This window comes from Micrococcus sp. Alg238-R198 (genome assembly GCF_900537135.1).
Lineage (GTDB): Bacteria > Actinomycetota > Actinomycetes > Actinomycetales > Micrococcaceae > Micrococcus > Micrococcus luteus.
This window is the reverse complement of the sequence record NZ_UNRH01000006.1, coordinates 118,895-139,521: the sequence shown is the minus strand read 5'-3', so window position 1 is coordinate 139,521 and position 20,627 is coordinate 118,895. Positions and strand designations below refer to the sequence as shown.

General features: G+C 74.9%; 17 protein-coding genes. 7 read left to right on the top strand and 10 right to left on the bottom strand.

What is annotated here, in order from left to right; genetic code table 11:
* The first annotated feature begins 123 nt into the window (after positions 1 to 123).
* Both G6R13_RS07625 and G6R13_RS07620 read left to right on the top strand, forming a co-directional pair.
* Positions 124 to 1,662, top strand: a complete 1,539-nt coding sequence (locus G6R13_RS07625; RefSeq protein WP_095694637.1) for a DUF349 domain-containing protein — start codon at positions 124 to 126, stop codon at positions 1,660 to 1,662.
* A gap of 85 nt (positions 1,663 to 1,747) precedes the next feature.
* Positions 1,748 to 2,365, top strand: a complete 618-nt coding sequence (locus G6R13_RS07620) for a hypothetical protein (RefSeq protein ID WP_036380977.1) — start codon at positions 1,748 to 1,750, stop codon at positions 2,363 to 2,365.
* A gap of 11 nt (positions 2,366 to 2,376) precedes the next feature.
* Here G6R13_RS07620 and G6R13_RS07615 read toward each other — a convergent pair whose 3' ends face one another.
* From G6R13_RS07615 to G6R13_RS07580, 8 genes are all read right to left on the bottom strand, one after another.
* Positions 2,377 to 4,671, bottom strand: a complete 2,295-nt coding sequence (locus G6R13_RS07615) for a bifunctional (p)ppGpp synthetase/guanosine-3',5'-bis(diphosphate) 3'-pyrophosphohydrolase (protein WP_095353339.1) — start codon at positions 4,669 to 4,671, stop codon at positions 2,377 to 2,379.
* A gap of 115 nt (positions 4,672 to 4,786) precedes the next feature.
* Complete coding sequence (gene secF, locus G6R13_RS07610) at positions 4,787 to 5,827, bottom strand: protein translocase subunit SecF (RefSeq protein WP_095353338.1); 1,041 nt, start codon at positions 5,825 to 5,827, stop codon at positions 4,787 to 4,789.
* Positions 5,824 to 7,650: a protein translocase subunit SecD gene (gene secD / locus G6R13_RS07605; RefSeq protein ID WP_163721329.1), complete on the bottom strand. Its 1,827-nt coding sequence runs from the start codon at positions 7,648 to 7,650 to the stop codon at positions 5,824 to 5,826. The genes secF and secD overlap by 4 nt, the downstream gene beginning before the upstream one ends.
* Positions 7,651 to 7,720: 70 nt before the next feature.
* Positions 7,721 to 8,152: a preprotein translocase subunit YajC gene (locus tag G6R13_RS07600; protein WP_036317946.1), complete on the bottom strand. Its 432-nt coding sequence runs from the start codon at positions 8,150 to 8,152 to the stop codon at positions 7,721 to 7,723.
* 60 nt (positions 8,153 to 8,212) lie between these two features.
* Positions 8,213 to 9,235 carry a Holliday junction branch migration DNA helicase RuvB gene (gene ruvB / locus G6R13_RS07595; protein ID WP_036317944.1) on the bottom strand — a complete coding sequence of 341 codons (1,023 nt, stop codon included), beginning with the start codon at positions 9,233 to 9,235 and terminating at the stop codon, positions 8,213 to 8,215.
* On the bottom strand, positions 9,232 to 9,876 hold the full coding sequence (gene ruvA / locus G6R13_RS07590) for a Holliday junction branch migration protein RuvA (RefSeq protein ID WP_036317942.1): 645 nt from the start codon (positions 9,874 to 9,876) through the stop codon (positions 9,232 to 9,234). The genes ruvB and ruvA overlap by 4 nt, the downstream gene beginning before the upstream one ends.
* An 80-nt stretch (positions 9,877 to 9,956) precedes the next feature.
* Entirely contained in the window at positions 9,957 to 10,592 is a 636-nt protein-coding gene (gene ruvC, locus G6R13_RS07585) for a crossover junction endodeoxyribonuclease RuvC (protein WP_036317938.1), read from the bottom strand.
* A gap of 47 nt (positions 10,593 to 10,639) precedes the next feature.
* Positions 10,640 to 11,401: a YebC/PmpR family DNA-binding transcriptional regulator gene (locus G6R13_RS07580; protein ID WP_036317934.1), complete on the bottom strand. Its 762-nt coding sequence runs from the start codon at positions 11,399 to 11,401 to the stop codon at positions 10,640 to 10,642.
* Between the two features lie 99 nt (positions 11,402 to 11,500).
* On the opposite strand from G6R13_RS07580, the gene G6R13_RS07575 reads away from it, so the two are divergent.
* Positions 11,501 to 13,594, top strand: a complete 2,094-nt coding sequence (locus G6R13_RS07575; protein ID WP_036380983.1) for a M3 family metallopeptidase — start codon at positions 11,501 to 11,503, stop codon at positions 13,592 to 13,594.
* A 6-nt stretch (positions 13,595 to 13,600) separates the two neighbouring features.
* Here the strand turns inward: G6R13_RS07575 and G6R13_RS07570 are convergent, their stop codons facing one another.
* A complete protein-coding gene (locus tag G6R13_RS07570; RefSeq protein ID WP_163721326.1) occupies positions 13,601 to 15,013 on the bottom strand; it encodes an alpha/beta fold hydrolase in 1,413 nt (470 codons plus the stop codon).
* An 87-nt stretch (positions 15,014 to 15,100) separates the two neighbouring features.
* On the opposite strand from G6R13_RS07570, the gene msrB reads away from it, so the two are divergent.
* The 4 genes from msrB (at position 15,101) to G6R13_RS07550 (ending at position 19,876) form a co-directional block, all read left to right on the top strand.
* Positions 15,101 to 15,616 (top strand): peptide-methionine (R)-S-oxide reductase MsrB, encoded by a 516-nt coding sequence (gene msrB, locus G6R13_RS07565; RefSeq protein ID WP_020627848.1) that lies wholly within the window; start codon positions 15,101 to 15,103, stop codon positions 15,614 to 15,616.
* A gap of 75 nt (positions 15,617 to 15,691) precedes the next feature.
* Positions 15,692 to 16,306 carry a DUF3000 domain-containing protein gene (locus tag G6R13_RS07560; RefSeq protein ID WP_020627849.1) on the top strand — a complete coding sequence of 205 codons (615 nt, stop codon included), beginning with the start codon at positions 15,692 to 15,694 and terminating at the stop codon, positions 16,304 to 16,306.
* 71 nt (positions 16,307 to 16,377) lie between these two features.
* Complete coding sequence (locus tag G6R13_RS07555) at positions 16,378 to 17,628, top strand: HRDC domain-containing protein (RefSeq protein WP_036382839.1); 1,251 nt, start codon at positions 16,378 to 16,380, stop codon at positions 17,626 to 17,628.
* A gap of 76 nt (positions 17,629 to 17,704) precedes the next feature.
* Positions 17,705 to 19,876, top strand: coding sequence for a 3-hydroxyacyl-CoA dehydrogenase NAD-binding domain-containing protein (locus G6R13_RS07550; protein ID WP_205521342.1), 2,172 nt, complete (start codon positions 17,705 to 17,707; stop codon positions 19,874 to 19,876).
* 41 nt (positions 19,877 to 19,917) lie between these two features.
* On the opposite strand, the gene G6R13_RS07545 is transcribed toward G6R13_RS07550, so the two are convergent.
* A complete protein-coding gene (locus G6R13_RS07545) occupies positions 19,918 to 20,574 on the bottom strand; it encodes a hypothetical protein (protein WP_036382836.1) in 657 nt (218 codons plus the stop codon).
* Positions 20,575 to 20,627: the final 53 nt, after the last annotated feature.

Genomic DNA, 20,627 nt, shown 5'->3' with positions numbered 1-20,627 from the left:
CGCACCGGCCCATTCTAGGCGCGGGCGCTGTCCGGCCCGGTACGCTGGCCCTGTTCGTGTCCATCCCGACCGGCCGCATCCCTCGACGACTGCGTGCCGGCGCAGTCAGGGAGAGTTCCAGCGGTGACCAATCACATGCAGCCCGACGACCAGCAGTCCCCCGCCACCGAGGCCGCCCCCGCGTCGGCCGAGGCCGCCGAGCCGACCGTGCCCGCCGAGGCCCGGCCCGTCCCCGAGGTCGTCCCCGACGCGCCGGCGCACGGTGATTCCTCCCAGCCCGCCGAGGCGCCCGCCGTGCCCTCCCCGGCCGCGATGAAGAAGGCCAGCCCGGCCGCCGTGCGCCCCGCGACGCCCGCCGCCGCGTCCGCCGCCCCGACCCCCGTCGTGGCCCCGACCGTGCCGCCCACCCCGGTGGAGGAGGCCGCCAGGTTCGCCCGGGTGAGCGAGGACGGCCACGTCACGCTGCTGGACGGGCAGGAGGAGCACGCGGTCGGCCAGGTGCCGGACGCGAGCACCGAGGACGCGCTGGCGTACTTCGTGCGCAAGTACGACGACGTGCGCGCCCAGATGGCCCTGTTCGAGCAGCGCATCGCCGCCGGCGCCCCCTCGAGTGAGCTGGGCCGGGCGCTGGGTCAGATGACGACCGCGGTGAACGAGCGCCACATGGTCGGCGACATGGACGCCCTCCGCACCCGCCTGGCGGCCCTGGAGACCCTCCTGGGCGACTACCGCGCCGCGGAACAGGAGGCCCGGCAGGCCGCCCAGGCCGAGCAGCTGGCCACCCGCGAGGCCATCGTCGCCGAGGCCGAGACCTTCGCCCAGACCCCGGCCGAGCGGATGCCCTGGAAGACCGCGTCCAAGCGCATGACGGAGCTGTTCGAGGAGTGGAAGGCCGCCCAGAAGGCCGGTCCGCGTCTGGCCAAGTCGGTCGAGGACGACCTGTGGAAGCGCTTCCGCGGCGCCCGCACCGCGTTCGACAAGACCCGCCGCGCCCACTTCTCCCGGCTGGACGCCGCCTCGGCCGAGGCCAAGCAGGTCAAGGAGCGTCTCATCGCCCGTGCCGAGGAGCTGTCCACCTCCACCGACTGGGGCGTGACCGCCGGCAAGTACCGCGACCTGATGGACGAGTGGAAGCGCGCCCCCCGGGCCTCCCGCAAGGAGGACGACGCCCTCTGGGCCCGCTTCCGCGCCGCCCAGGACGTCTTCTTCGCCGCCCGCAAGGCCGCGAACCAGGAGATCGACCGCGAGTACGGGGCCAACCTGAAGGTGAAGGAGCAGATCCTCGCCGACGGCCAGAAGCTGCTCCCGTTCACGGACGTCAAGGCCGGACGGCGCGCGCTCAACGAGCTGCGCGGGCGGTGGGAGGATGCCGGCCGCGTGCCCCGCGGGGACGTCCGCCGGATGGAGGAGGGCTTCCGCAAGCTCGAGGACGCCCTCAAGCAGGCGGAGAACGAGCACTGGCGCCGCACCGACCCGGAGACCAAGGCCCGCACGAACTCCGCCCTCACGCAGCTCGAGGAGACCATCGCGGGGCTCGAGGCGGATCTCGCCCGGGCCCAGGCCCGGGGCGACCAGCGCGCCGTCAAGAAGGCCCAGGAGGCGCTCGACGCGCGCCTGCAGTGGAAGCAGGCCCTCGAGGCCTCGGCCTCCGAGCTCCGCTGAGCCCCACCCGTCTCGAGCACGCCCCCGCGGCCCGCCTGTCCACAGGCGGCCGCGGGGGCGTCCCCGTCTCTGGCAGGATCCGGGCATGACGACCGTGACGATCGAGGAGACCGCCCCGACCGGGGCACTCGTGCTGGCGGGCGACCCCTTCACGGAGCCGGAGCTGCAGGCGCTCGGCGCGCGGGGCGCCGTGCGGCCGCTGCTGCCCGGGGTGTGGGCGCGGCCGGACGCCGCGGACGATCCCGCGGTCCGGGCCGCTGCCCTGTGGACCCTCGGCGGCCCGCTCCTGGCCGCCGGCTGGACCGCGATCGGCCCGTCGGCGGCCTGGATCCTGGCCGGCGGCGCGGCGCCCGGGCGGCTGCACGCGGCCGTGCCGCACTTCCACCGGCGCCCCGCCGGCGGGGGCCTGCTGCCCTGGACGCTCACGCAGTCGGACGTCGCGGCCGATGCCACGGGCGTCGCCCCCGCCGAGCACGACGTGCTCCGCTTCGGCCCCGTGCGGGTCACGACGCCCGCCCGGACAGTCGAAGACCTGCTGCTCAGCGCCGACCCGGATGCGGCGCGGCGCGCGGCCGCCGTGATCGGCGCCCACGGCGCCGCCGGGCTGCGGGAGCGGCTGGCCCGCCGGACCCGCCGTGCCGGCGTCGTGGCGGCCCGGCGCCGGCTGGGCGCGCTGCTGGCGGCGCTGGACGTCCCCGACTGAGGCCGGGAGGCTCAGGTGCGGTGCACGTCGAAGACGCCGTCGATGCGGCGCACCGCGTCGATCACGTGGCCGAGGAACCGGGGGTCGCCCATCTCGAAGACGAACCGGCTCATCGCCACGCGGTCGCGGGTGGTGTTCACGGAGGCCGAGAGGATGTACACGTGGTTCTCGGAGAGGACCCGTGTGACGTCGGAGAGCAGCGACTTGCGGTCCAGCGCCTCGATCTGGATCTCCACCAGGTAGACGGTGTCCCGCGACGGCGCCCAGCTGACCGGGGTGCGGCGCTCCGGCTCCTGCGCGAGCAGGGTCGCCAGGTTGGGACAGTCGACCCGGTGCACGGAGACCCCGGAGCCGCGGGTGACGAACCCGTCGATGGCGTCCGGCGGCACCGGGTTGCAGCACCGTGCCAGCTTGGCCATGACGCCGCCGTCGCCGTCCACGAGCACGCCGGCGTCGTTGGTGGCCCGCGCGGGGGCGCGCCGCGACTGGGCCGGGACCAGCTCCTGCAGGTGCACCTCGCCGACGGTCAGCTCGCCCTCCGGCTCGGCCTGCGTCGGCGTCGGCGGAGCGAGGCGCTCCGCGACGCGTTCCTGCACGGACTGGGCGGACACGTGGCCGTCGCCGAGGGCCACGAACAGCCCGTCGAGGTCCGCGTAGCCGAGATCCGTGGCCACCTGCACCAGCTCCTCGCCGCCGAGCACCTGCTGCACGGCCATGCCGGCCTTGCGCAGCTGACGGGTCAGCGACTCGCGTCCCCGGTCGGCCTGCTCGTCGCGGCGCTGCGTGGCGAAGTGGTGACGGATCTTGGACCGGGCCCGCGGCGAGACCACGAAGCCCAGCCAGTCCCGGCTCGGGCCCGCGTCCTCGGCGCGCGAGGTGAAGACCTCCACGGTGTCACCGTGGCTCAGCGGCGTGGACAGCGGGACGAGCTTGCCGTTGACCCGGGCACCGATGGTGCGGTGGCCGACGTCGGTGTGGATGGCGTAGGCGAAGTCCACGGGCGTGGAGCCGGCCGGCAGGGTGCGGATCTCCCCCTTCGGCGTGAAGACGTACACCTCGTCCGCCCCGATCTGGGTGCGCAGCGAGGCGAGGAACTCGTCCGGGTCCCGGGTGTCCGCCTGCCAGTCCATCACCGAGCGCAGCCAGGCCGGCGTGGCCTGCACCGGCGCCTGGCCGGCGGCCTGGGCCTTGTACCGCCAGTGCGCGGCGACGCCGTACTCGGCCTGGCGGTGCATCTCCTGCGTGCGGATCTGGATCTCCACCGGCTTGCCGCCCGGCACCATCACCGTGGTGTGCAGGGAGCGGTACATGTTCAGCTTCGGGACCGCGATGTAGTCCTTGAACCGACCCGGGACCGGGTTCCAGCGGGCGTGGATCGCGCCGAGCACGGCGTAGCAGTCACGCACGGAGTCCACGAGCACCCGGATGCCCGTCAGGTCGTGGATGTCGTCGAAGTCCTTCCCGCGCGTCACCATCTTCTGGTAGATCGAGTAGTAGTGCTTCGGCCGTCCGGTGACGGTCGCCCGGATCCGGTGCTCGCGCAGATGATCCTCGATCACGGTGCGCAGCGCCGCGATGTGCTTCTCCCGCTCCGGGTTCCGCTCCCCCACGAGGCGCACGATCTCCGCGTACATCTTGGGCTTGAGGGCGGCGAAGGAGAGGTCCTCGAGCTCCCACTTGACGGTGTTCATGCCGAGCCGGTGGGCCAGCGGGGCGTAGATGTCCAGGGTCTCCTGGGCCTTGCGCGCGCTGGACTCCGGGGAGACGTACCGCCACGTCCGCGCGTTGTGCAGCCGGTCGGCGAGCTTGATGAGCAGGACGTTCACGTCCTGGGCCATCGCGATGACCATCTTGCGCACGGTCTCGGCCTGCGCCGCGGCGCCGTAGGTCACCTTGTCCAGCTTGGTCACGCCGTCCACGAGGAGGGCGACGTCGGAGCCGAAGTCGGCGCGCAGGCGCTCCAGGGAGTAGTCCGTGTCCTCGACGGTGTCGTGCAGCAGGGCCGCCAGGAGGGTCGGGCCGGTCACGCCGATCTCGGCGAGGATCGTGGCGACCGCGACGGGGTGGGTGATGTACGGGTCCCCGGAGCGCCGCATCTGCCCCTCGTGTGCCGCGCGGGCGACCTCGAAGGCGCGGACGATGTCGGCCAGCTCGGTCTTGGTGGCTCGCTGCCGCACCGTGCGCATCAGCGGCTCGAGCAGGGGCGAGTACTCGGTGGCGTGCCGGCCGGTCAGGCGTGCGATCCGGCCGCGGGGCCGGACCGGGACGGGACGGGCCGGGGCGGGAGTGGGGTCCTGCTCGCTCATGGGCCACGCCTCCTGACTCGTGCGGCCCCGACCGCTCCGGCCGGGATGATCGGCGAGTCTACCCGCGCCCGTCCCACCCCGCCCCAGGAAGACCACCGGGGCCGCAGCGGCTCCGTCAGAGCCGTGCGCCGTCGTCCCAGGGGGCGACGTCGGGATCGGTGACCGCCTCTGAGGCACGCTCCCGGGCGGCGCGGGCCGCGGCCCGGGCGTCGTGGTCGCGCACGTCCGGGTCGTTGCGGCGCAGCAGGGCGTACAGCGGCGCCTGGAGGAACAGGGTGGACAGGGTGCCCACGATGATGCCCACGAACAGCGCGAGCGCGATGTCCCGCAGCGTGCCGGCACCGAGCAGCCCCGCGCCGATGAACAGGATCGAGCCGACCGGCAGGATGCCGACGACGGAGGTCGTGATGGACCGGACGAGCGTCTGGTTCACCGCGAGGTTCACGTTCTCGACGAAGGAGCGCTCCGGGTCCTCCTCGGCCCCGATCGTGTTCTCGCGGATCTTGTCGAAGACCACCACGGTGTCGTAGAGCGCGTACGACAGGATCGTGAGGAAGCCGATGATGGCCGACGGCGTGATCTCGAAGCCGGTGGCGCCGTAGATGCCGGCGGTCAGCGCGACCACGTAGAGCATGCCGAGCACGGCGGCCAGGGACATCTTCCAGGTGCGGAAGTACACGGCCATGAACAGGGTCACGAGCACCACGAAGATCACCAGGCCGATCAGGGCCTGCTGCGACACCGCGGCGCCCCAGGTCGGCCCCACGAAGGTCGAGGTCACCTGGTCCTGGCCGACGCCGTAGGCCTCCTGCAGGTTCGCGGCCACGGCTCGGGTCTGGGCGTCGTCGAGCTGCTCGGTCTGGACGCGCACGGTGCCCGGGGCGACGTTCGTGACGGTGGCGTGGCCGTCGGCCAGCACGTCGGTCACGGCGCGCTCGCCCGCGGCCACGTCGGTGGAGGCCGTCTGCGAGACGGTGAACTCGGAGCCGCCCCGGAACTCGATGCCGAGGTTGAAGCCGCCGCGCAGGGCGGTCAGGCCGCCGGCGAGGACGAGCAGCAGGGCGGCGAGGGCGAACCACCACCGCCAGCGCTGGATGAACGGGTAGGAGATGCGGCCCGAGTAGAGGGCGTTGCCCCAGTCGGCGAAGCGGTTCACTGGTCCTCCTCCTGGCGGCGGCGCTCGGCGCGGCGTCGCTCGGCGATCGTCATGGGCGGCGCGGTGCGCGAGCGGCGGCCGCCCCGGGCGGACGTGCCCGCGCGGGGGGCGCCCGTCGCGGCGAGCGGGCGCGGGGCGTCGGCGGCCGCCGCGTCGTCGGCGTCGGCCGGCTCGTCGGAGTCCTCCGCCGGGAGCCCGGTGCGGGGGGCGTGGGCGGGCTCGCGGAAGCGGCCGGCGCCCTGATACAGGGACGGCCCGCCCAGCAGCGACGGGTCCAGTCCGGACATCGGGTGTCCCTCGCCCACGAAGCGGGTCTGGGCCAACAGCACCATGAGCGGGTGGGTGAACATGAACACCACGATCAGGTCGGCGATCGCGGTGAGGCCGAGGGTGAACGCGAAGCCGCGCACGTTGCCGACGGCCACGAAGTACAGCACGACGGCGGCCAGCAGGTTCACGGCCTTGGACGCGGTGATCGTCCGCCGGGCGCGCTTCCAGCCCTCGTGCACGGCGACGGGCACGGTGTGGCCCGCGCGCAGCTCGTCCTTGATGCGTTCGAAGTAGACGATGAACGAGTCCGCCGTCAGACCGATCGCCACGATGAGCCCGGCGATGCCCGCGAGGGACAGGCGGTAGTTGTCCGTCCAGCCCAGGATCGCGATGGTCAGCCACGTCAGCACGCCCGCCACGATGATCGAGGCGAAGGTCAGCAGGCCCAGGGCCCGATACTGGAAGAACTGGTACACGGCCACGAGGCCGAGGCCGATCAGGCCGGCGATCAGGCCCCAGAAGAGCTGGTCCCGGCCGAGCGTGGCGGAGATCTGCTGCTCGGACTCGATCGAGAAGGAGATCGGCAGGGAGCCGTAGTTGAGCTGCTCGGCCAACTGCGCCGTCGTCTGCTCGTTCAGGGTGGGGCCGCTGATCTGCGCGCTGCCGTTGGTGATGACCACGTTGGACTGCGGCGCGGAGATCACGTCCCCGTCCAGCAGGATCGCGAACTGCTTGCGCGGGTCGCCCTCGGGGTACGGGGTGAGCTTCTGGGTGACCTCCGTGAAGGCCTTGGTGCCCTCCTCGTCGAACTCGATGTTGACGACCCACTGGTTGGTGGAGACGCCGCCCTGGGCCTGGGCCATGCCGTTGGACGCGCCCTTGATCTGGGTGCCCGGGATGACCACGGGGCCCAGGATGTACTTCTGGGCCGGCGTGACGGCGCCGTCGGCGAGCTCCTCGGAGGGCTGGCAGGCGACGATCGCCCGGTCGGACGGCGGCGGGGGCGCGGCCGGGTCCCGCGGGGCGGTGCAGTCCGTGGCCTGGAACTCGGCCAGCAGGGCCGGGGTGACCCAGTTCGGGTCGTAGGCGTCCGCCGGCTCCCCGTCGGGCTTCGGCAGCTGGTCTTCTGGCAGGCGCTGGTCCTCGGGGGTGGCCTCCCCCGGGCCGGACTGCAGCACGGGGCGGAACTGCATGTCCGCGGACGCCTGGATCAGGCGGCGGGTCTCCTCGTCCGGGACCCCGGGCAGGGAGACGACCACGTTCTGGGAGCCCTGCGTGGCGACCTCCGCCTCGGCCACGCCGGAGCCGTCCACACGCTGGCGGATGATCTCCACGGCCTGGTCCAGCTGCTCGGGGGTGACGGACTCGCCCGTCGAGGTCTGGGGGGCCAGCACCATCTGCGTGCCGCCCTCGAGGTCGAGGGCGAGCTTGGGAGCCCAGGAGGCCGCGCCGGAGGCCACGCCCCCGCCGAGGATCGCGGCCAGGACCACGAGGAGGGCGGCCAGCCAGGCCAGGGTGCGCCCGGCGGAGCCGGTGGGTGTTCTCTTCGCCATTGCTCAGGTGCTTCCGTCACATTCGAGCGGCCCCGCCAGGCGGGGCCGCGTGTGCAGGGGTGGGTGGGCCTCAGGCCAGGTCGTCGCGGCGCGGACGCGGGTCGTCGGCGTCGTCGGCGCGGTACTCGGTGCCGGGGGCGTCATCCAGACGCGACGGGTCCGTGGTGGGCGCGGCGGCCGTCTCCGGCTCCACGACGGTGGTGACGCCCTGCAGGTGCACGTCCATGCGGGTGCCCGGGGCGGTCTCCAGCGTCACCCGCTGGCCCTCGGTGTCCACGGCCACGACGGTGCCGAAGATGCCGGCGCCCGTCATGACCTCGACGCCTGGGGCGAGGGTGCTGCGCATCTGCGCCTGCTGCTGCTGCATCTTCTTGCCCTTGCGGAAGGAGAGGAAGAGCATCACCGCGAGCAGGGCGAAGGCGATGAGCATGAGCAGGCTGCCGCCACCCCCCTGGGCCTGCTGGGCGATCACGGGCAGGGTCGCGGCGGTGGCGACGGGCATGGGGGACTCCTGATGCTCGGGGTGGGCGGGCCTGTCCAGTGTAGGGGCCCGCCCTGGGCGTCACGGCCCCGGCGTGGCCTCCGGAGCGGCGAGGCCCAGGTGCTCCCAGGCCCCCGGCAGCGCGACGCGGCCACGGGGGGTCCGCGCCACCATGCCCTCGCGGATGAGGAAGGGCTCGGCCACGGTCTCCACGGTCTCGGCCTCCTCCCCCACGGCGGTGGCCAGCGTGCTGAGCCCCACGGGCCCGCCGCCGAACGTGGTGCACAGGGCCGTGAGCACGGACCGGTCGAGCCGGTCCAGGCCGCGCCCGTCGACCTCGTACATGTCCAGGGCGGCGGCGGCGTCGTGCGCGCCGACCTCGGCCAGCCCCTTCACGAGCGCCCAGTCCCGCACGCGGCGCAGCAAGCGGTTGGCGATGCGCGGGGTGCCGCGCGAGCGCCGGGCGATCTGCCGGTACCCCTCCGTGGCCAGCCGCATGTCCAGCAGCAGGGCGGAGCGGCGCAGGACGCGCTCGAGCTCCACCTCGGTGTAGAAGTCCAGATGGCCCGTGAAGCCGAAGCGGTCGCGCAGCGGCCCCGGCAGGAGGCCGGCCCGCGTGGTGGCGCCGACGAGCGTGAAGGGCGGCAGCTCGAGCGGGATCGAGGTGGCGCCGGCGCCCTTGCCCACCACGATGTCCACCCGGAAGTCCTCCATGGCCATGTAGAGCATCTCCTCGGCCGGGCGGGACATCCGGTGGATCTCGTCGAGGAAGAGCACCTCGCCCTCGGTGAGCGAGGACAGGATGGCCGCGAGGTCGCCCGCATGCTGGATCGCGGGGCCGGAGGACAGCCGCAGGGGGGCGTTCATCTCCGCGGCCACGATCATCGCCAGCGTGGTCTTGCCGAGCCCGGGCGGACCGGAGAGCAGGACGTGGTCCGCGGCGCGGTCGCGCAGCCGGGCGGAGGCGAGCATGAGGTCCAGCTGCTCGCGCACGCGCATCTGGCCCACGAACTCGTCCAGGTGCTTGGGGCGCAGCGCGGCCTCGAGCCGACGCTCCTCCGGGTCGACGGCCGCCGCGGACAGCGGCGAGGACTCCGCGCTCATCGCCCGCCTCGCACAGAGCCGGCCATGCCGACGTCGCGCAGGGTGGCACGCAGCAGCGCGGCGACGTCGCGGCCCTCGTCCAGCTCCGGGCGGGCCGCCACGGTGGCCTCGACGGCCTTGAGCGCCTCCTTCTCGGACCAGCCCAGGCCGGCCATCGCCTGCACGACGTCGGCGTGCCAGAGCGCCTCGACGGTCGGCTCGGCGCTCGCCTCGGCCTCCGCCTCGGGCACCGGCTCCCCGGTGGGCGCGAGGCGGCCGGAGAGCTCGACGATGATCTTGCGCGCCATCTTCGGCCCGATGCCGGGCACGCGGGTGAGGGTCTTCTCGTCCTCCTCGGTGACCGCCCGGCGCACGGTCTCGGGGTGGTGGACGGAGAGGATCGCCAGGGCGAGGCGGGGACCCACGCCGTTGGCCGTGATGAGCACCTCGAACACCTCGCGCTCGTCGCGGTCCGCGAAGCCGTAGAGGGTCAGGGCGTCCTCCTTGACCACGAGGTGGGTCTGCACCGCCCCCGGCCGGCCCTCGTGCAGGGTGGCCAGCGTCTGCGGGGTGGCGGAGAACTGCACACCCAGGCCGCCGACGGCGATGACCGCCCGGTCGAGGGCCACGTGCTCGACGGTGCCGCTGAGCGAGGCGATCATGAGGGGCCCTCCTGTCGGGACGGACGGACGCCGGTCGGCGCGGATTCGAACATATCATCGAACGCCGGCCCGGCAGCGGCCTACCGGCGTCGCCCGCCGCCCGCCGAGCGCTCGGCGTCGAGCCAGGCCCGCTGCGCGGCGGTGAGCTGGCCCCGCGGGCGGGCGCGCGCGGGCGCCTTGGCGGCGAACTGCGAGCGCCCCGCCCGGGAGGCGAGGTCCGCGGTGTCGAGGCCGGTCTGGCCGGCGGCCGCGCCGAGGGCGGTGCCGCGCCAGCCGTGGGCGATGGCCAAGGCGAGGGCGTCGGCCGCGTCGGCCGGGCGCGGCGGGGCGTCGAGGCGGAGGATCCGGGTGACCATCGTGGTGACCTGCTCCTTGCCCGCATCGCCGTGTCCGGTGACGGCGGCCTTGACCTCGGAGGGGGTGTGCAGGCCCACGGGGACGCCGGCGCGCGCGGCCGCGGCGATCGCCACGCCCGCGGCCTGGGCCGTGCCCAGCACGGTCGGCGTGTTCGTGTTCGCGAACATGCGCTCGACGGCGGCGCGATCGGGCCGGTGCGCGGCGAGGACCGCGGAGACGGCCTCGTCGATGCGCAGGAGGCGCTGGTCCAGGGGGGCGGTGGGCGGGGTGCCCGTGACCTCGACGTGGACGAGCGCGGCCCGCCGTCGCGCGTCCACGTCCACCACGGCGATCCCGCAGCGGGTGAGCCCCGGGTCCACCCCGAGGATCCGGACGACGTCGGCGGGCCGGCGCGCGCTCAGCGCGATCAGTCCTCGTCGAGCTCGGCGAGGACCTCGGGGGCGATGTCCACGTTCGAGAAGACGTTCTGGACGTCGTCGAGGTCCTCGAGGGCATCGGCCAGCTTGAGGAAGGTGCGGGCGCCCGACGCGTCCAGGTCCACCTTCATGGTGGGGACGAACTCGAGCTCGTCGGACTCGTACTCCACGCCCGCCTCGTCGAGGGCCTTGGCCACGGACTGCAGGTCGGAGGGGTCCGAGAGGATCTCGAAGGAGTCGCCGGAGACGACGACCTCCTCGGCGTCGGCGCCGCCCTCGAGCACGGCCTCGAGCAGGCCGTCCTCGGTGTTGCCCTCGGCGGGCAGGCGCACGAGGCCCTTGCGCTCGAAGAGGAAGGAGACGGAGCCGGAGTCGGCCATGGTGCCGCCGTTGCGGGTGACGGCCGCGCGCACGTCCGCGGCGGCGCGGTTCTTGTTGTCGGTCAGGCACTCGACCAGCAGCGCCGAGCCCTGGGGGCCGCGGACCTCGTACATGATCTCGGCGTAGTCGATGACCTCGCCGGTGAGGCCGGCGCCGCGCTTGACGGCGCGGTCGATGTTGTCGTTGGGCACCGAGGCCTTCTTGGCCTTGGACACGGCCAGGTCGAGGGCGGGGTTGCCGGCGACGTCGGGTCCGCCGGCACGTGCCGCGACCTCGATGTTCTTGATGTACTTCGCGAACGCCTTGGCGCGCCGCGCGTCGATGACGGCCTTCTTGTGCTTGGTGGTCGCCCACTTGGAATGTCCTGCCATCACGCCTCCTCAGGTCTGGATCTCGTCTGCTGGCTCGACCGCCCAGTCTAGCGACGCCCGGTGGGGTGGCGCGGATCACGGCTGACTACACTCGCGCCCATGACCCACACCTCCGCGCCCTCCGTCCTGCCCGCCGACCACCCGCTGGCGACCCCCTCCGACCTGCCCTACGGGCTGCCCGACTTCTCCGCCGTCTCCGACGCGCAGCTGGCCGAGGCCGTGCGCGCGGGGATGGCGGCCCAGCGCGCCGAGGTCGACCAGATCCTCGGGGCGGCCACGGCGCCGACCTTCGAGAACACCGTCCGTGCGCTCGAGCTGTCCGGCCAGCTGCTGCGCCGCTCCGCCGCGATGTTCTTCACGCTCGTCGGCTCGGACGGCACGGATGCGCGGCAGGCCCTGGCCGAGGAGCTCTCCCCCGAGCTCGCGGCCCACGAGGACGCGATCCTGCTGGACCCGCGGCTGGCGGCGCGCGCCGCTTCGATCGACGACGGCGGCCTCACGGGCGAGGACGCCCGCCTGCTGGAGACGCTGCGCCTGCGCCTCTCCCTGGCGGGGGCGGACCTGGACGAGGCCGCGCGCGAGGAGCTGCGCGGGATCAACACGGAGCTGGCGTCCCTCTCGGCCGCCTACACGCGCCGCCTCGTCGCGGACACCGCCGCCCGCGCCGTGCTCGTCACGGACCGCGAGCGCCTGGCCGGTCTGAGCGAGGACGACCTGGCCGCGGCGGCGGGGGCGGCCGCCGAGGCGGGGCACGGGGACGGGGACGCGGCGGCGGGCCCGTGGCTGCTGACGCTGTCCCTGTTCACGTCGCAGCCGTGGCTGGCGTCCCTGCAGGACGAGGGGATGCGGCGCGAGGTGTTCGAGGCGTCGACGGGCCGGGGCGGGTCCGGGGAGCACGAGACGCTGACGACGGCGATGGCGATGGTGCGGCTGCGGCTGCGCAAGGCGCGGCTGCTGGGGGCGCAGAGCTGGGCCGAGCAGGCGCTGAAGGACCGGGCGGCGCCGTCGACGGCGGCCGTGGAGGAGCTGCTGGCCGCGATGGCGCCGCGGGCGATGGCCAACGCGCGGGCGGACGCGGCGACGGCGGCGGCGCACGCGGGCCGGACGGACGCCGAGGTGGCCCCATGGGACTGGCCGGCGCTGTCCGCGGCGTACGCGCGGGAGGAGTTCGCGGTGGACGCGGACGCCCTGCGCCCGTACTTCGAGCTGGACCGGGTGCTGACCGAGGGCGTGTTCGCGGCGGCGACGGCGCTGTACGGGCTCACGTTCGCCGAGCGCCCGGAGCTGGCGCGGCACCTGTACCGCCCCGGGATCCGGGTGTTCGAGGTGACGGGTGAGGACGGTGCCGGGGTGGGTCTGTTCGTCGCGGACCTGTTCGCGCGGCCGACCAAGTCGGGCGGTGCCTGGATGCACACGGTGCGGGACATGGCGGACGCCCTGGGCGAGCGCCCGGTGGTGTTCACCACGATGAATGTGCCGGCCCCGGCGGCGGGGCGTCCGGCCCTGCTGACGCTGGATGAGGCCACGACGCTGTTCCACGAGTTCGGCCACGCCCTGCACGGGCTGCTGGCCCGGGGCGAGTACGCCTCGCTCACCGGGACGAACGTGCCGCGCGACGTCGTCGAGTTCCCGTCGCAGGTCAACGAGGTGTGGCTGCGCGAGCCGTCCCTGCTGGCCGCGTACGCGCGGCACGTGGAGTCGGGCGAGCCGCTGCCGGCGGGGACGCTGGAGCGGCTCGAGGCGGCGGACCTGTGGGGCGAGGGGCACCGCACGGTCGAGTATTTGGGCGCGGCGCTCGTGGACTGGGCCTGGCACTCGCTGACGGAGGAGACGGTGGACGCCGCCACGGCCGACCCGGCCGCGTTCGAGCGCCGGGTGCTGACCGAGGCGGGCATCGACCCGGACCTGGTGCCTCCGCGCTACGGCACCGGCTACTTCAAGCACATCTTCGGCGGCGGCTACGCGGCCGGGTACTACTCCTACGTGTGGGCCGAGGTGCTGGACGCGGACGCCGTGGAGTGGTTCCGCGAGCACGGCGGGATGACGCGGGAGAACGGCCGCCGGTTCGCGGACGAGCTGCTCTCGCGGGGCGATACGCGTGACCTGCTGGAGTCCTACCGCGCGTTCCGTGGCCGGGACGCCGAGCTCGAGCCGCTGCTGCGCCGTCGGGGGCTGGCGGACGCCGCGGCCTGAGCGCGGTCAGCGCCCCCGGCCGCCGGGGCGGGGGGCGCTGAGCACGGCGCGCAGCCAGCCGCGCACGGTGGTGTCCCACTTGCGCGGGTCCACGTTCTGCTCGCGGGTGTGGCGGGCCTGGTGGAAGCGGACGAACCGCACGAGGTCCGGGTTGCGCTCGGCCAGGTCCTGCGAGGGGCCGACGGGCACGTACTCGTCGTCCTCGGAGTGCAGGATCAGCGTGGGCACACGCACGTGGTCGGCGCGGGTCACCCAGTCCAGGGCCTTGAGGTCCACGGGGGCGGCCAGGCCCGTGATGAACCGGCCGGCCCGGTTGGCCAGCAGCCACTGGCCGAGCAGGCCCACGGCTTCGGGGATCCGGTTGAGCCGGGCCTGGTGGCGCAGCACGTCCACCCAGTCGATGACGGGGCCCGTCAGGACCACGCCGCGCACGTGCGGGGCCAGCGGGGAGCGGTCCACGGTCTGCAGCACCACGGCCCCGCCCATGGACCAGCCGAAGAGGACGACGTCCCGGGCGCCGTGGTCGAGGGCGTAGCGGATGGCCGCCTCGACGTCCTCCCATTCGGTGGTGCCGAGCCCGTAGCGGGCGTCGGCGGCGTCCGGGGCGTCGCCGTCGTTGCGGTAGGAGATCAGCAGCGACGTCATGCCCAGGCGGCGGGCGGTCGGCACGGCGCGGATGCCCTCGTTGCGGCGCGCGCCGCGGCCGTGGACCATCACCGCCCACAGCCCCTCCGCGGGACGGGGTTCGCCGTCCTCGCTGGGGTCCGGCTCGATGCGCCATGCGCGGGCGTGGCCGCCGGGCACCGGCACCTGCACGTCCTCGGCGTCGAGCCCGGCGTCGGCGGGGGTCGGGTAGACGAAGCCGGTGAACCGGCCCCGGGTCGCCGTCGTCAGATCGCCGGAGAAGACCTCCTCGACCGCGCGCTGCACCGTGCCGTCCCGGGGGTCGAAGGAGGTGATCTCCCCGATGCGGGCGCATCCGGCGCCGTCGTCGAACGTGAGGGAGTACTGGCCGGGCACGGTGGTGTACTCGTCGGCCTGCAGGATCACGTCCTGCCCGGCGGGCGTGTCGACGACGGCGAGGATCGGCGTGGACTCGGCGTGGCGGCGCACGGGGGTCACCACGGTGCGGGCGAACACGCCTGCGAGCGCCGAGCTCGCCCCGGCCAGCACGAAGGCGGAGGCCGCGGCGACGCTGAGCACGGGCGGGGCCCAGCGGGCCACCGGGGAGGCCACCGGGGAGGCCACGGCCACGCCGCCGCGCACCGATCCGGTGACTCCGCGGCGGACCAGGCGGCCCGCTCGGCGGACGCGGGAGTCGCGACCCCCGGCCCGCCGGGCTGCCACGGTGACGGCGGCGGCCAGGGCGGGCGGCAGGTCGGCGGGGTGGGGACGGGGACGGCGGGGTCGTGCGGCCATGCGCGCCATTGTCCTCCACGGGCGGGCGCGCCCGCCAATGCGACGCCGGTCGGGAACACGACGGCGCTCCGGACCGTTGCACCGGGCATGACCGAGACTCCCCACACCCCCCATGACGGCCCCACCCCCGACCCCGCGCGGGACGTCCCCGCTCCCGAGCAGACCCTGGCCGCCCCGGGCGGCGCCCGCCTGACGGACGAGGAGTGGGCCCGACGGCTCACGCCCGAGGAGTTCCAGGTGCTGCGCCGGGCCGGCACGGAACGGCCCTTCACGGGCGAGTACTGGGACTCGCACGTGAAGGGCGTGTACGCGTGCCGGGCGTGCGGATCCGAGCTGTTCCGCTCGGACGAGAAGTTCGACGCGCACTGCGGCTGGCCCTCGTTCTTCGCACCGCTCGCGGAGGACCGGGTGGAGTACCTGAAGGACACCACCCTGGGCATGGAGCGGATCGAGGTGCGGTGCGCGGCGTGCGGCTCCCACATGGGTCACGTCTTCGCGGGCGAGGGCTATGACACCCCCACGGACCTGCGCTACTGCATCAACTCGATCTCGCTGCGCCTGGCCCCCGCCGACGACGCGGCGGCCCCGGACGGGGCGCGCTGATCCGGTGCGGGAGCGCCGTGGCGTCCACGGCGCGCCCCCGCGGCCCGCTGGGCCCCGCAGCCTAGGCTGACGGGCATGAGCGTGATCGGGCCCCGTCGCCTCTCCGCCGCCCCCGGGGCGGTCGAGGCGCCCGTGCCGCCGGGGGTGTTCCGGCGTGCCCTGGCGGACCTGCGCGATGCGCGGCCACGGACCGAGGTGCGGCTGCGGGAGATCCCGGCACCCGAGGGGCAGGCGCCCTTCGCCGTCGCCCTCGCCGCCGACGTGTGCGACGGGCCGGGCGCGACCGGCGGCGTGCTGGCCACGGGGCGGTTCGTCCTCCTGCACGACCCGGCCCCGGACGCCCGGTGGCCGGGAGGCTTCCGGGCGGTGACATGGATCCGTGCGAGCCTGGAACCGGACGTCGCACTGGACCAGCTGGCCGGCGCCGTCGCGTGGACGTGGCTCGTGGAGGCGCTCGAGCGCCGCCACGCCGAGCACTCCCACGCCGGCGGCACCGCGACGCGCAGCATCGCGGAGGGCTTCGGGACGCTCAGTGCGGCCCCGGACACCACCGACATCGAGCTGCGCGCCTCGTGGACCCCGGCCCCGCGGGACCTCGGCTCGCATCTCGAGGCGTGGTCGGACATGATCTGCGCGTTCGCCGGTCTGCCGCCCGAGCACGCCGCGGACGTCCACACGGCCGGCCCCTGACCGCGCGCCCGCGCCTCCGACACACCGGGCCCCGGCCCGTCCCCGCCCCGACCTCCCCGAACAGGAGCAGCATGACCGACGCCCCCGAGACGGCCGCCCCGGACGCGCCCCCGCGGCTGATCGCCACACCGGCCGGTGGAGTCCCCCGGCTCACCGACACCCGCGCGGGCCTGGAGGCCTGCGCCGCGGCGCTCGCCGCGGGGACCGGGCCCGTCGCCGTCGACGCGGAGCGCGCCTCCGGGATCCGGTACGGCCAGCGGGCTATGCTCGTCCAGCTCAAGCGCGAGGGCGCCGGCATCTGGCTCGTCGATCCCGAAGCCCTCGACGGGCTGGCCCCGCTGCAGGAGGCCCTCGCGGGCGTCGAGTGGATCCTGCACGCGGCCAGCCAGGACCTGCCCTGCCTGGCCGAGCAGGGGCTGCGCCCCGATCGGCTGTTCGACACCGAGCTCGCGGCCCGGGTGTCCGGCCTGCCGCGCGTCGGCCTGGCCGCGGTCCTGGAGGAGCTGCTGGGGGTCACCCTCGCCAAGGAGCATTCGGCCGCCGACTGGTCGGTGCGTCCGCTGCCCGAGGCGATGCTCACCTACGCGGCGCTCGACGTCGAGCTGCTCGTCCCGCTGCGCGAGGCCCTGATCGCGCGCCTCGAGGCCGACGGCAAGCTCGCGTGGGCCGAGCAGGAGTTCGAGCACGTGCGCACGGCCCCGCCGCCCACGCCGAAGAAGGACCCCTGGCGCGGCACCTCGGGCTCCCAGACGCTGCGCCGCCCCGTGCAGCGCGCGGTCCTCAAGCGCCTGTGGGAGGCCCGCGAGGACCTCGCCCGCCACCGCGACGTCGCCCCCGGCCGGCTCATCCCGGACCGGTCGATCGTCGCCGCCGCGGCCGCCCAGCCGCGCACCGTCCCCGCCCTGCGCCAGACCTCCGGCTTCCACGGCCGCGCCGCGAGCCGCGAGGCCCCGCGCTGGATCGCCGCGATCCGGGCCGGCGTCGAGGACGCCGAGCGGGACGACGCCCCCGCGGCGCAGATCCGCACCGGGGACGGCCCGCCCCCACCCCGGGCCTGGAAGGACCGGGACCCGGTGGCGGACCGCCGCCTGCGCACGGCCAAGGCCCGCGTCGCCCGACGGGCCGAGCAGCTGGGGATGCCCACCGAGAACCTCCTCACCCCGGACACCCTTCGGCGGATCTGCTGGACCCCGCCCGCCCCGATCACCCCCGAGACCGTCGACGCGTTCCTGACGGAGCGGGGCGCGCGCCCGTGGCAGGTGGAGAACGTCGGCGCGATCGTCACGGTCGCGCTCCTCGACCCCGATCCCGCCGGCGCCTGAGCCCCCGACGCGGCCGGCCGGATCGGTCCGTCGCGTCGCGTCGACGCCGAGGCTACTCGCCGGTAGTGTGACCCGCATGACATCCGTTTCTCTTGCTTCCTTCGACCACCTGCCCGCCCTGGCCCCGGATGAGGTCGTCACCACCGTCACCGTGACCGACCACGCCCTGCCCGATGGCGCGGGCACGCTCGCGCTGCTCACGCTGGACAACGGGCAGGGACCCCGCCGGCCCGCCACCCTGGGCCCGGCCACGCTCCTCGGCCTCGGCCGGGTGCTCGACGAGCAGGCCGCCCGGGCCGCCGCGGGCGCGATCCAGGCCCTGGCCGTGACCGGTGTGGAGGGGACCTTCGCGGCCGGGGCGGACCTGTCCCTGATCGCGGGCCTCACCGACGACGTCGGCCGCGACCTGGCCCTGCTCGGCCACGCCGTCTACGACCGGCTCGCGGCCCTCGAGATCCCCACGGTCGCGCTCGTGAACGGCCTCGCCCTCGGCGGCGGCCTCGAGCTGGCCCTGGCCGCCGGACACCGCGTGGTGGCCGCCGATGCGAAGGGCTTCGGCCTGCCCGAGGTCCGGCTCGGCCTGATCCCCGGCTGGTCCGGCGTGTGGCGCGTGCCCCATCTGATCGGCCCGGAGGCCGCCGTCGACGTCGTGCTGAAGAACCCCCTCGACGACAACCGCATGCTCGACGCCCGCGCGGCGCACGGGCTCGGCCTGATGGACCGGATCGTGGAGGGGGACCTCCTCGACGCGGGCCTCGAGCTCGCCGCCGCCCTGGTCGCCGGGGACGAGTCCGTGGCGGCCGAACTGGCCGCCCACCGCGACCGCGACGTGTCCGACGCCGCCTGGGACCGCGCCCTGGCGGCGCTGGAGCGGCTGCAGGCCGCTCGCCCCGGACGCCACCTGCCGGCGCGCCGTCACCTGGAGGACCTGTTCACCGGCGCCCGCACGCGCACCCGCGCCGAGTCCGCCCAGGCCGAGGCGGACGCCCTCGGGACGCTGCTGCACTCCCCCGAGTTCCGGCGCACCGTGTACGCGTTCCTCGGCCTCGTCCAGGGCCGCGCCAAGCGCCCCGCCGGCGACCCGGGCCGCGAGCTCGCCCGCGAGGTCCGCAAGGTCGGCATCGTCGGTGCGGGCCTGATGGCCGGCCAGCTCGCCCTCGTCTTCGCCCGGCACCTGCGGGTGCCCGTCGTGATGACGGACATCGACGCCGAGCGTGTCGAGCGCGGCCTGGCGGGCGTGCGCGCGCAGGTCGAGAAGATGGTCTCCCGTGGACGGCTCTCCGCCGAGGACGGCGAGGCCCTGGCCGGGTTGATCACCGCGGACACGGACAAGGCGGTGTACGCGGACGCCGACATCGTCATCGAGGCCGTCTTCGAGGAGCTCGAGGTCAAGCGCACCGTCTTCCGCGAGCTCGAGGGCATCGTGCGTGAGGACGCCATCCTGATGACCAACACCTCGAGCCTGTCCGTGGCCGCCATGGCCGAGGTCCTCGAGCATCCCGAGCGCCTCGTGGGCTTCCACTTCTTCAACCCGGTGGCGGTCATGCCGCTCGTGGAGATCGTGCGGACCGAGGCGACGACGGACGAGGTCGTGGCCACCGCGTTCGAACTGACCCGCCGGCTCCGCAAGACCGGCGTGCTCGTCCACGACGCCACCGCGTTCGTGGTCAACCGCGTCCTGCTGCGCATGATGGGCGAGGTGCAGAACTCCTTCGACGAGGGCACCGACGCGCACGAGGCCGACCACGCGCTGGACCCGCTGGCCCTGCCGATGACGCCGTTCACCCTCCTGGCCATGGTCGGCATCCCCGTGGCCCAGCACGTGTCCGAGTCCCTCTCCGCGTCCTTCGGCGCGGAGCGCTTCCCGGTCTCGGCGAACCTGCAGCGCCTGATCGACGCCGGCAAGACCGCGATCTGGGCCAAGGACGTCCGCCCCGACCGGCGCGACGAGGAGGCCGCCGGCGCGACCGGCGAGCAGATCCCGGAGGCGACCGCGGCCCTGCTGGAGCAGGGCTCGACCCCGCAGACCTCCGAGGAGCTGCTGCGCCGGGTCGAGGACGCGCTGGCCGAGGAGATCGGCCTGCTCCTGGACGAGCACGTCGTCGCGGCCCCCGAGGACGTGGACCTGTGCATGATCCTCGGCGCCAACTGGCCCCTGCACCTGGGCGGCATCACGCCGTACCTGGACGACTGCGGGGCCGCCGAGCGGGTGAACGGGCGGCGCTTCCACCCGGCCGCGCAGGCCTGACCGGCCCCGGCCGGGCCGTCCGCGACGGCCCGGCCCACGGCTCAGGCGATCGGCAGCCCGGCGAACGTCACCACGTGCGCGTCGAGCCCGGCGGTCGCCGCGGCCTGGTCGGCCACGGGGGTCGAGGCGGTGCCCCCGCCCCAGTCGGAGGCGACCACGGCGCCCTCGCGCACGAGGTGCGCCCCCAGCTCCACGCCGTCCGCGACGACGGCCACCCGCACGTCCGACCCGCCCGCGTCCGCCGGGCGCAGCTCGGCGCGGGGCACGCGCAGCCCGCCCTGCAGGGGCGAGGCCTCCTCGAGCCGGTCCACGGCGAGCGGGCCTTCGGCGGCCACCCGCGCGAGGAGGAGGTACTCCGCGTACGAGGGCAGCACCGCGGCGTCGATGCCGGCCCGCTCACGGTCGATGCGCACCCGCTGGGCTCCGGCGGAGTCCTCGTGGGTCGTCCATGCCCAGCCGTCCCCGTCGGGCGTGAAGCCGACCTGCGTCTGGGCGAGGTAGCGCTCGGGCAGTCCACCGCGGGCGGCGCGCTGGGCGGGCGTGGGGGCGAAGCCCATGCGGGTGGTCAGCACGCCGTCCTCCAGCACCCGGTGCAGGAAGCCGACGTGCACGTCGTCGAGGGTCACGGCCTCCCACCGCTCGAAGGGAGTGAGGTCGAAACGGGCGGCGCCGGTGGGGCGCGGGGCGGGGTGGGTCACGGCGGTGCTCCTGGGGCTCGGGGGTCCGTCCCCCCGATCCTCGCACCCGTCGG

Bases quoted from the DNA above. Each gene is read 5' to 3' on its own strand.
- G6R13_RS07620 (WP_036380977.1), top strand. From the start codon at position 1,748: ATGACGACCGTGACGATCGAGGAGACCGCCCCGACCGGGGCACTCGTG.
- G6R13_RS07615 (WP_095353339.1), bottom strand. From the start codon at position 4,671: ATGAGCGAGCAGGACCCCACTCCCGCCCCGGCCCGTCCCGTCCCGGTC.
- secD (WP_163721329.1), bottom strand. From the start codon at position 7,650: ATGGCGAAGAGAACACCCACCGGCTCCGCCGGGCGCACCCTGGCCTGG.
- G6R13_RS07600 (WP_036317946.1), bottom strand. From the start codon at position 8,152: ATGCCCGTCGCCACCGCCGCGACCCTGCCCGTGATCGCCCAGCAGGCC.
- ruvB (WP_036317944.1), bottom strand. From the start codon at position 9,235: ATGAGCGCGGAGTCCTCGCCGCTGTCCGCGGCGGCCGTCGACCCGGAG.
- ruvA (WP_036317942.1), bottom strand. From the start codon at position 9,876: ATGATCGCCTCGCTCAGCGGCACCGTCGAGCACGTGGCCCTCGACCGG.
- G6R13_RS07580 (WP_036317934.1), bottom strand. From the start codon at position 11,401: ATGGCAGGACATTCCAAGTGGGCGACCACCAAGCACAAGAAGGCCGTC.
- G6R13_RS07575 (WP_036380983.1), top strand. From the start codon at position 11,501: ATGACCCACACCTCCGCGCCCTCCGTCCTGCCCGCCGACCACCCGCTG.
- G6R13_RS07570 (WP_163721326.1), bottom strand. From the start codon at position 15,013: ATGGCCGCACGACCCCGCCGTCCCCGTCCCCACCCCGCCGACCTGCCG.
- msrB (WP_020627848.1), top strand. From the start codon at position 15,101: ATGACCGAGACTCCCCACACCCCCCATGACGGCCCCACCCCCGACCCC.
- G6R13_RS07560 (WP_020627849.1), top strand. From the start codon at position 15,692: ATGAGCGTGATCGGGCCCCGTCGCCTCTCCGCCGCCCCCGGGGCGGTC.
- G6R13_RS07555 (WP_036382839.1), top strand. From the start codon at position 16,378: ATGACCGACGCCCCCGAGACGGCCGCCCCGGACGCGCCCCCGCGGCTG.
- G6R13_RS07550 (WP_205521342.1), top strand. From the start codon at position 17,705: ATGACATCCGTTTCTCTTGCTTCCTTCGACCACCTGCCCGCCCTGGCC.